At 64.9% G+C, this 7757-nt stretch carries 8 protein-coding genes; 3 read left to right on the forward strand and 5 right to left on the reverse strand.

Annotation, left to right across the window (positions count from 1 at the left end):
- The first annotated feature begins 241 nt into the window (after positions 1-241).
- Together ACQ4N9_RS22100 and ACQ4N9_RS22105 are read left to right on the forward strand one after the other, a co-directional pair.
- Positions 242-532, forward strand: a complete 291-nt coding sequence (locus ACQ4N9_RS22100; RefSeq protein ID WP_081100214.1) for a DUF1778 domain-containing protein — start codon at positions 242-244, stop codon at positions 530-532.
- A complete protein-coding gene (locus ACQ4N9_RS22105; RefSeq protein ID WP_390970134.1) occupies positions 490-1011 on the forward strand; it encodes a GNAT family N-acetyltransferase in 522 nt (173 codons plus the stop codon). Before ACQ4N9_RS22100 ends, ACQ4N9_RS22105 begins: the two co-directional genes overlap by 43 nt.
- Before the next feature lie 434 nt (positions 1012-1445).
- On the opposite strand, the gene ACQ4N9_RS22110 is transcribed toward ACQ4N9_RS22105, so the two are convergent.
- From ACQ4N9_RS22110 to ACQ4N9_RS22120, 3 genes are all read right to left on the reverse strand, one after another.
- Positions 1446-2876: an aldehyde dehydrogenase family protein gene (locus ACQ4N9_RS22110; RefSeq protein ID WP_390970133.1), complete on the reverse strand. Its 1431-nt coding sequence runs from the start codon at positions 2874-2876 to the stop codon at positions 1446-1448.
- Positions 2877-2889: 13 nt separating this feature from the next.
- The gene (locus ACQ4N9_RS22115; RefSeq protein WP_125465552.1) at positions 2890-4389 is read right to left on the reverse strand and encodes a purine-cytosine permease family protein; all 1500 of its coding nucleotides are present in this window, start codon (positions 4387-4389) and stop codon (positions 2890-2892) included.
- 86 nt (positions 4390-4475) lie between these two features.
- On the reverse strand, positions 4476-4865 hold the full coding sequence (locus ACQ4N9_RS22120; protein WP_390970132.1) for a YybH family protein: 390 nt from the start codon (positions 4863-4865) through the stop codon (positions 4476-4478).
- A 385-nt stretch (positions 4866-5250) separates the two neighbouring features.
- Here ACQ4N9_RS22120 and ycaC point away from each other — a divergent pair, with 385 nt between their 5' ends.
- The gene (gene ycaC / locus ACQ4N9_RS22125) at positions 5251-5871 is read left to right on the forward strand and encodes an isochorismate family cysteine hydrolase YcaC (RefSeq protein WP_125860386.1); all 621 of its coding nucleotides are present in this window, start codon (positions 5251-5253) and stop codon (positions 5869-5871) included.
- Between the two features lie 25 nt (positions 5872-5896).
- On the opposite strand, the gene ACQ4N9_RS22130 is transcribed toward ycaC, so the two are convergent.
- Together ACQ4N9_RS22130 and ACQ4N9_RS22135 are read right to left on the reverse strand one after the other, a co-directional pair.
- Entirely contained in the window at positions 5897-7057 is a 1161-nt protein-coding gene (locus tag ACQ4N9_RS22130) for an MFS transporter (RefSeq protein ID WP_322359955.1), read from the reverse strand.
- 293 nt (positions 7058-7350) lie between these two features.
- Positions 7351-7647 (reverse strand): cupin domain-containing protein, encoded by a 297-nt coding sequence (locus tag ACQ4N9_RS22135; protein ID WP_347149346.1) that lies wholly within the window; start codon positions 7645-7647, stop codon positions 7351-7353.
- Between the last annotated feature and the right edge of the window lie 110 nt (positions 7648-7757).

Genomic DNA, 7757 nt, shown 5'->3' on the forward strand with positions numbered 1-7757 from the left:
GGCATTCGCCCTGCACCCTACACCCTGTAGCCGTGACGCAGTTGAAGCAACTGGTTCCAATCTCAGAATGTCCTGACGTGCAAGCCAAAGCGAGCAAGGTCAATCTAAGCCTCGACATGAGCAGTCTAAGCGTAACGTAAATTGATATCTGGCTATACATTTGCGTTACGCCGGAGTAGCCTTTGTCTGATCGATATCCTTCGTCGATTCAGTGCCCCGTGGGATGGGCTGGGAGTCACCAATGAGCGATTTACAGATCAAGGATCGGAGCAAGGCCGTACCGTTGAACATGAGAGTGGCCGAGCATCGCAGAGACCTCATCGATGCCGCCGTGGAGATTGTGGGCGGTGACCGCACCAGCTTCGTGCTCGATGCGGCTTGCCGACGTGCTGAGGAAGTACTGATGGAGCGTCGGTTGTTCCTGCTTGATGACGAAGCCTTCGACCAATTCACCCAGGCGCTTGAAGACAGCCCCATCAGGAGCAATGAATGCGTGAAGAAGCTGTTGGCAAGGCCGAAGCGCTGGAGCTGAGCGCTCCGCAGAAGCTCGAAGCCTTTCATGAGCTAGGTCAGTTCGACTGTGGAGAGGCGTCGATCAATGGCTACCTCCGTGAAAAGGCTTACAAGGCGCAGATAGCGAAGCACGCGGTGGTGTATGTCACCTGCTTCAAGGGCACGTCGATTGTGGCCGGTTACTACACGCTTTCGACGGGGTCTGTGGCGCGTGCTCATGGTTCTCCCGCAAGTGTGCGACGCAATGCCCCAATTGATTTGCCGGTGGTGGTACTGGGGCGAATGGGCGTAAGCCTGAGAGCTGCTGGGCAAGGGGTCGCCACGGACCTGTTGCAGGACGCTGTCGAGAGAGCTCTGGTTGCGTCCGAGATCGTCGGATGTGTTGCAATGATCGTGCACCCGCTTGATGAGCGTCTGGAGCGCTTCTATGCCAAAACTGCGGGGTTCACAGCCTGTCCACAGCTGTCACTGAAGACGATGATGCTTGCACTTCGGTGAGACTCGCCTGTCGGCTTAAAGCAAAAGGCCTTTCTGGGGCCCTGGGCACGAGGGCTGTTGACCGAGTGAGGGCCAGCAGGTGCCGGCCGCGGCCCTTGTAGCGCCTGTCAGATCGAGCGCCGCCTGCGCGGCGCATCGCTGGCAAGCCAGCTCCCACAGTTTGTTTAGGGCCAGTTACTTCAGCGGGGTCATCACTGTCCGCTTTGGTGGTACGACGGGGTTGCAGTGTGGGCGTTGCCGCCGCCCCACATGACTCAAGGCATGCACCAAGGCAGGCGCCGGTACTTTCACAGGACTCATTGGCCCGAAATAGATGTGGGAGCTGGCTTGCCAGCGATGCGCCGCGCGGGCGGCGCTCGATCTCATAGGCGCTGCAAGGCTCTCGCCGAACACCTGCCAGCCTCCCCGATCCCTCGAAAGGAACGCCTACCCAATCACCCCAAACACCGCGTCACATGCTTCACCGACAGATACCCCGACAACCCCCAAGGCCCGAGCTCGCGCCCAATCCCGCTGCCCTTGGTCCCGCCCCACGACGTCTCGACGAACACCGCCTGCACCGAGTTGATCCACACATGCCCCACCTCCAGCGCATCGGCCACGCGTTCGGCGCGTTCCAGGTCGGCGGAGCACACGGTGGCGACCAGCCCGAAGCGGCTGTCGTTGGCCTGCACAATGGCCTCGGCTTCCGTATCGAAGCGCCGTGCGCACAGCACCGGCCCGAAAATCTCCTCGGCCCACAGGCGGCTGCTCTCAGGCACGTCCACATACAGCGTCGGGCTGACGAACCAGCCGTCGCGGTCCAGCGCCTTGCCGCCGGCCAGGCACTTCAAGCCTTCCTCGCGGGCCTTGGCAAAGTAGCTGGCGACCTTGAGCCACTGCGCCTGGCTGGTCAGCGGCCCCATGTCCACTTCCTCATTCAGCGGGTTGCCGACGCGCAGCTTCTCCAGCGCCTCCTGCAACCGCGCCAGCAATGCATCGGCGATGCCGTCCTGCACCAGCAGGCGCGAGGTGGCCGAGCACATCTGCCCGGCGTTCCAGGTGATGCCGGCGACGATCCACTCCACGGCCTGGTCGACGTCGCAATCGTCGAACACCACGATGGCCGACTTACCGCCCAGCTCCAGGGTCACCGGCCGGCATTGCGCGGCGGCTGCACGCATCACCTGGCTGCCGACGCCGTTGCTGCCGGTGAACGACAGCTTGTCCAGGCCGTTGTGGCCGCTCAGGGCAGCGCCGGTCTCGGCCTTGCCGTTGACGATGTTCAGTACGCCGGCCGGCAGGCCCAATGCTTCGGCGATCTGGCCGTAGGCCTGTTCGATCAGCGGGGTCACTTCCGAGGGCTTGAGCACCACGGTGCAACCGGCGGCCAGGGCCGGGGCGAGCTTCCAGGCGCTGGTCACCAGCGGGAAGTTCCACGGCACGATCAGGCCGACCACGCCCACCGGCTCCAGGCGGGTGCGGGCGGTAAAGCCCGGTGCGGCCAGCGGCACATCGCGGTTTTTTGCCGGCAACTGTTCAGCCAGGTCGGCGTAGTAGGCGAAGGTGGCGATGGCGTCGTCCAGGTCGATCTCGGCCTCGTGGCGTGGCTTGCCGTTGTTGCGCATCTGCAAGGCGATCAGCTCGTCGCGGCGCTGGCCCAGTTGCTCGGCAAAGCCGCGCAGGTAGCTCGCGCGTTCGCTGGCGGGCACGGTTTTCCAGGTGCTCAGCGCACGGCGTGCGGCGGCCACGGCCTGGTCGACCTGGCCCGTGCTGGCGGCCATCAGTTCGGCGAACGGCAGGCCGTCGGACGGGTTCTGCACAACGATGCAGTCGCTGCCCTGGCCTTCGACCCAGCGGCCGTCGATGTAGTGAGAGGTGGTCATGGTCGGTTTCCAGTCAGGCCATTTCGGCGGTGGTCACGGGCTTCACCGGCGTGCTTTTGCAACGCACCCAGCGCGGGCCTTGCGGGCCGTACACGCCAGCCGGTTCAGGGAACAGGTTGAGCAAGATCAGGTACAGCACGCCGGCGATACCGAGGGTGACCGGCAGGCTCAGGTCGATGCCGCCGGCCAGTTCGCCCAGTGGGCCGACGAACTGCCCAGGCAGGTTGACGAAGCACAGGCCGACCAGCGCACTGGGGATCCATGCGCCCATGCCGCGCCAGTTCCAGCCGTGGCAGAACCAGTAGTGGCCGCCTTGCTGGCCACGGGTGAACACCTGCAGGTCGTCGGCGTGGTAGAAGCCGCGGCGGGTGATCAGGCCGAGGATCATGATCACCATCCAGGGGCTGGTGCAGGTGATGATCAGCACGGCGAAGGTCGACACGCTCTGCACCAGGTTGAAGGTGAAGCGGCCGACGAAGATGAAACCGATGGCCAGTACGCCGATCAGCAGCGTGGCAGCGGCGCGGCTGAGCAGGCGCGGGAACACGCTGGACATGTCCAGGCCGGTGCCGTACAGCGCCGTGGTGCCGGTGGACATGCCGCCGATCACCGCAATCAGGCACACCGGCAGGAAGAACCAGCCCGGCGAGATGGCCAGCAGGCCACCAACGTAGTTGTTGGCTGCGATGTAGTCAGGGGCCTGGCTGGCCACCAGGGTGGCGGTGCACAGGCCGAACAGGAACGGGATCAGCGTGGCCACCTGGGCCAGGATCACCGCCAGCATGATCCGCGATTTCGGCGTGGCCCGCGGGATGTAGCGCGACCAGTCACCGAGGAAGGCACCGAACGACACCGGGTTGCTCATGGCCAGGATCGCCGCGCCGACGAAGGCTGCCCAGAAGCCGGCCTGGCCGAGGTTGACGCTGCCGGCGTAGCCCGCGTCGAACGGCCCAGCGAAGGCGAAGATGCCCAGCAGGAACAGCAGGCTCGAGGCCCACACGGCGATCTTGTTGACCCACAGCATGAAGCGGAAGCCGAAGATGCACACCACCAGCACCAGCACCGCGAACAGGCCGTAGGCCAGGCCCAGGGTCAGGTCGGTTTCCGGCAGGCCGGCCAGGCGCTTGGCGCCGCCGACCAGGGCATCGCCCGAGCTCCACACCGACAGCGAGAAGAACGCCACGGCAGTGAGCAGCGACAGGAACGAGCCGACGATGCGCCCGTGCACGCCGAAATGCGCACCCGAGGACACCGCATTGTTGGTGCCGTTGAGCGCGCCGAACAGGCCCATCGGCGCAAGGATCAGCGCGCCCACGCCGACGCCGAGCAGGATCGCCCACACGCCAGCCTGGAACGACAGCCCGAACAGCACCGGGAAGCTGCCCAGCACGGCGGTGGCAAAGGTGTTGGCGCCGCCGAAGATCAGGCGGAACAGGTCCAGCGGGGCGGCGTCGCGTTGATCGTCGGGGATCTGTTCGACGCCATTGGTCTCGATACCGGTCGAGTGGCTCATGGTGGTGCTCCAGCGCGAATGTTGTCGGCCTCAAGGGGCCTTGTTGTGGGTGCGATGGCAGTGCGGCAGGGCCGCTTGAAAGGGGATCAGGCCGGCGAGACGACCGACAGGTGCTCGTGGCAGGCCAGCCAGCGCTCGCCGTGGCGGCGGAAGACGATGGTCTCGCGCTCGCTCAGGGCCAGTTCTTCGCCGGCAACGCGCAGGCGCGTGGCTACGTCGTGCATGAAGATCGCCACGTCACCTTGCAGGCTCACCTGCACATTGCTGGATTCGCAGCCGAGCACGGCGAAGCCGTCTGCCTGCCAGGAAGCCCAGAGTTCTTCGTAGGCGCGGCGCGACAGCAGCGGTTGCGGCACAGTATGGAAAAGGAAGGTGGCGTCTTCGCTGAAGCAGGCGAAGTAGCGGGCGGTGTCATTGCTGGCGAAGGCGGCAACGAGGTCGGCGGCGGCCTGCCGTACCTGGAGTGTCTGGTCCACGGGAGTGGCCTCACGATTATTGTGATTGTTGGTGAAGCGATTCTGGTGGGGGCGGCGAAGGGGACAAATCGCTGCGCGCAAATAATCAGTTCAGGAAATTGTGAACTGATCGATAGATCACCCGTCCCTGCGTTCTCGAGCCGAGCACTGGCCGTGGGAGCGGGCTTGCCCCGCGATACCGGCGCAGCCGGTGCCATCCATCGCGGGGCAAGCCCGCTCCCACGCGTTCAGGTAAACCAGATAGTTAGCGTGTGTCGCTACCCGTGCAAACAGCGCAGTCAGGACTCTGGAGCATTGAGATGCCCTGGGCCGACTGACGGTCGGCCTTGTGCCTGTTGATTGCCTACGCTGGAAACTCCCTACCTGCAAAGCAAGGAGTTCAGCCATGGCGTTCCAATACAAGCGACTGGACAAGAACAACGCTGCCGTCCTGTTGGTCGACCATCAAGCCGGGTTGCTGTCGCTGGTGCGCGACATTGACCCCGACCGGTTCAAGAACAACGTGCTGGCGCTCGCGGACCTGGCCAAGTACTTCAAGCTGCCGACCATCCTCACCACCAGCTTCGAGACCGGCCCCAACGGCCCGCTGGTGCCCGAGCTCAAGGCGCAATTCCCTGATGCGCCGTACATTGCCCGGCCAGGCAATATCAACGCCTGGGACAACGAAGACTTCGTCAAGGCGGTGAAGGCCACCGGCAAGAAGCAACTGCTCATCGCCGGGGTGGTGACCGAGGTCTGCGTGGCCTTCCCGGCCCTCTCGGCGCTGGAGGAGGGCTTCGAGGTGTTCGTGGTTACCGATGCCTCCGGCACCTTCAACGAACTGACCCGCGATTCGGCCTGGCGGCGCATGGAAGCTGCCGGCGCGCAGCTGATGACCTGGTTCGGCGTGGCCTGCGAGCTGCACCGTGACTGGCGCAACGACATAGAAGGGCTGGGGACGTTGTTCTCCAACCACATCCCCGATTACCGCAACCTGATGACCAGCTACGACAAGCTGGCCAAGTAAACCCCTCGACTGGCGCCGTGAGTGATCACTGCGCCATTTTCAACGCGCCAGCCCGTGGCATGGCCGACCAGATCGCCAGCCCCGCCGCCAGTGTCGTCAACAGTGCCCCGGCCCAGGGTGTGGCGGCCAGCGTCGAGCCGCTTATCACCACGCCACCGATGGCCGACCCTAGCCCGACGCCCAGGTGCATGGCCGACATGTTCAGGCTCATGCCCGCCGGGAAGGTATCTTCCCCACGCTTGGCCAGGTAGCTCTGCACCACCGGCGAAGTGGTCCAGCTCAGCCCGCCCCAGAGCATCATTGCCGGCAGGAACAGCCACGGCGTGCCCGCGCTCAGCGGCAGCAACAACAGGCTGGCGAGGTACAACAAGGGCGCCAGTAGGATGGCCTTGGCCACACCCAGGCGATCGGCCATCCAGCCGCCGATGTAACCGCCAAAGACACCGGCGATGCCGAATGCCGCGAACACCGCCGCCAGCCATTGGCTCGGCACTTGGGCGACCTGCTGGGCGTAGGGCGCCAGGTAGGCGAACACGGTGAAGTGCCCGGCGATCATCAACAGCGACACCCCTTGCGCGGCCGTCAGGCGGCTGTCGCGCACGTGGCGCAGGTAGCTGGCCAGGGCGATGCGTTCGTCGCTCTGCAGCGTCGGCAGCCCGCGCCAGGCCATCAGCAGCACCGCCACCGCCAGGCCGCTCAGGCCAACGAACACGCCGCGCCAGCCCAGGGCGTCGGACAACAGCATGCCGGCCGGCACGCCCAGGATCAGCGAGCTGCAGATGCCCATGAAGATCACCCCGATGGCGCGCCCGCGCAGGGCTTCGGGCGCCATGCGCGTGGCCATCAGGGTGCAGGTGAGGCAGGTCAAGGCGCTGGTCGCGGCCATGCCGATGCGGGCTATCAGCAGCGCGGTGTAACCGGGCGCCCATGCCGCCAGCAGGTTGCACAGGGCGAACAGCGCCAGGGTGGCGCACAGCAGGCCACGCAACGGCAAGCGTGTGGTCAGCAGGGGAGAGAAGGGCGCGGCGAGGGCGAAGCTCAGGGAGAAGACGGTTGTCAGTTGCCCGGCCACGCCGAGCGGAACGTCCAGGCCATCGGCCAGTGCCGGCAGGATGCCGACGGTGATGTTTTCGGCCATGCCGGTGACGAATGTCGCCAGGGCCAGGAGCCAGATACGCGGGTTCATGTGTTGCCTCCGATAAACAGGCCGGCCAAGGTCCGGACCCATTAGTCCCGACGGTTGACCAGCAGTGGTCAGGTCCATCGGGTTTCGAGGCAGTGCTTCGGTTATCCCGGTTCAAGCAGGGGAGGAGTGTAGACGGTTGTGCGGCGGGGGTGAAGTCAGCGAACGACAGCAATGCCTATCGCCGGCAAGCCGGCTCCCACCTTGACCGCGCCGACTTCAAGACTTGCGCATACCCTGTGGGAGCTGGCTTGCCAGCGATGGGGACAGTGCAGTTAGCCTGGCGGGCGGCTTGTCTATTTAAGCTCGGTCTCGATGAACACCACTTCATGCTCGCTGGCATTGATCACGTTGTGCTCGACGCCGGCCTTGCGGAAGTAGCTCTGGCCCGCCACCAGCGGGGCGCGTTTCTCGCCCTCCGGGGTTTCCAGCAGCAGGGTGCCGTCGGTCATCGGCACCACCACGTAGTCGTGGCCGTGCAGATGGCGGCCGGTCTCGGCGCCGGGGGCGAAGCGCCATTCGGTGACGATGACTTCGTCGGTGTCCACCTGCACGGTGGGCACGGCCTGGGGGCGTTGAGTTGTTTGCGTCATGGGAGCATGCCTGGTCACGGAAAGGTGACTAGCCTGGGCTGCTAAGGCGCGACTTTAAATGCAACAGTGCTGGCAGTCAGTTGCGTAGACACTCAACTTTTCCCCGCACA

This window comes from Pseudomonas sp. ES1 (assembly GCF_050586605.1).
GTDB classification, from domain to species: domain Bacteria; phylum Pseudomonadota; class Gammaproteobacteria; order Pseudomonadales; family Pseudomonadaceae; genus Aquipseudomonas; species Aquipseudomonas sichuanensis.

Bases quoted from the DNA above. Each gene is read 5' to 3' on its own strand.
- ACQ4N9_RS22100 (WP_081100214.1), top strand. From the start codon at position 242: ATGAGCGATTTACAGATCAAGGATCGGAGCAAGGCCGTACCGTTGAAC.
- ACQ4N9_RS22105 (WP_390970134.1), top strand. From the start codon at position 490: ATGCGTGAAGAAGCTGTTGGCAAGGCCGAAGCGCTGGAGCTGAGCGCT.
- ACQ4N9_RS22110 (WP_390970133.1), bottom strand. From the start codon at position 2,876: ATGACCACCTCTCACTACATCGACGGCCGCTGGGTCGAAGGCCAGGGC.
- ACQ4N9_RS22115 (WP_125465552.1), bottom strand. From the start codon at position 4,389: ATGAGCCACTCGACCGGTATCGAGACCAATGGCGTCGAACAGATCCCC.
- ycaC (WP_125860386.1), top strand. From the start codon at position 5,251: ATGGCGTTCCAATACAAGCGACTGGACAAGAACAACGCTGCCGTCCTG.
- ACQ4N9_RS22130 (WP_322359955.1), bottom strand. From the start codon at position 7,057: ATGAACCCGCGTATCTGGCTCCTGGCCCTGGCGACATTCGTCACCGGC.
- ACQ4N9_RS22135 (WP_347149346.1), bottom strand. From the start codon at position 7,647: ATGACGCAAACAACTCAACGCCCCCAGGCCGTGCCCACCGTGCAGGTG.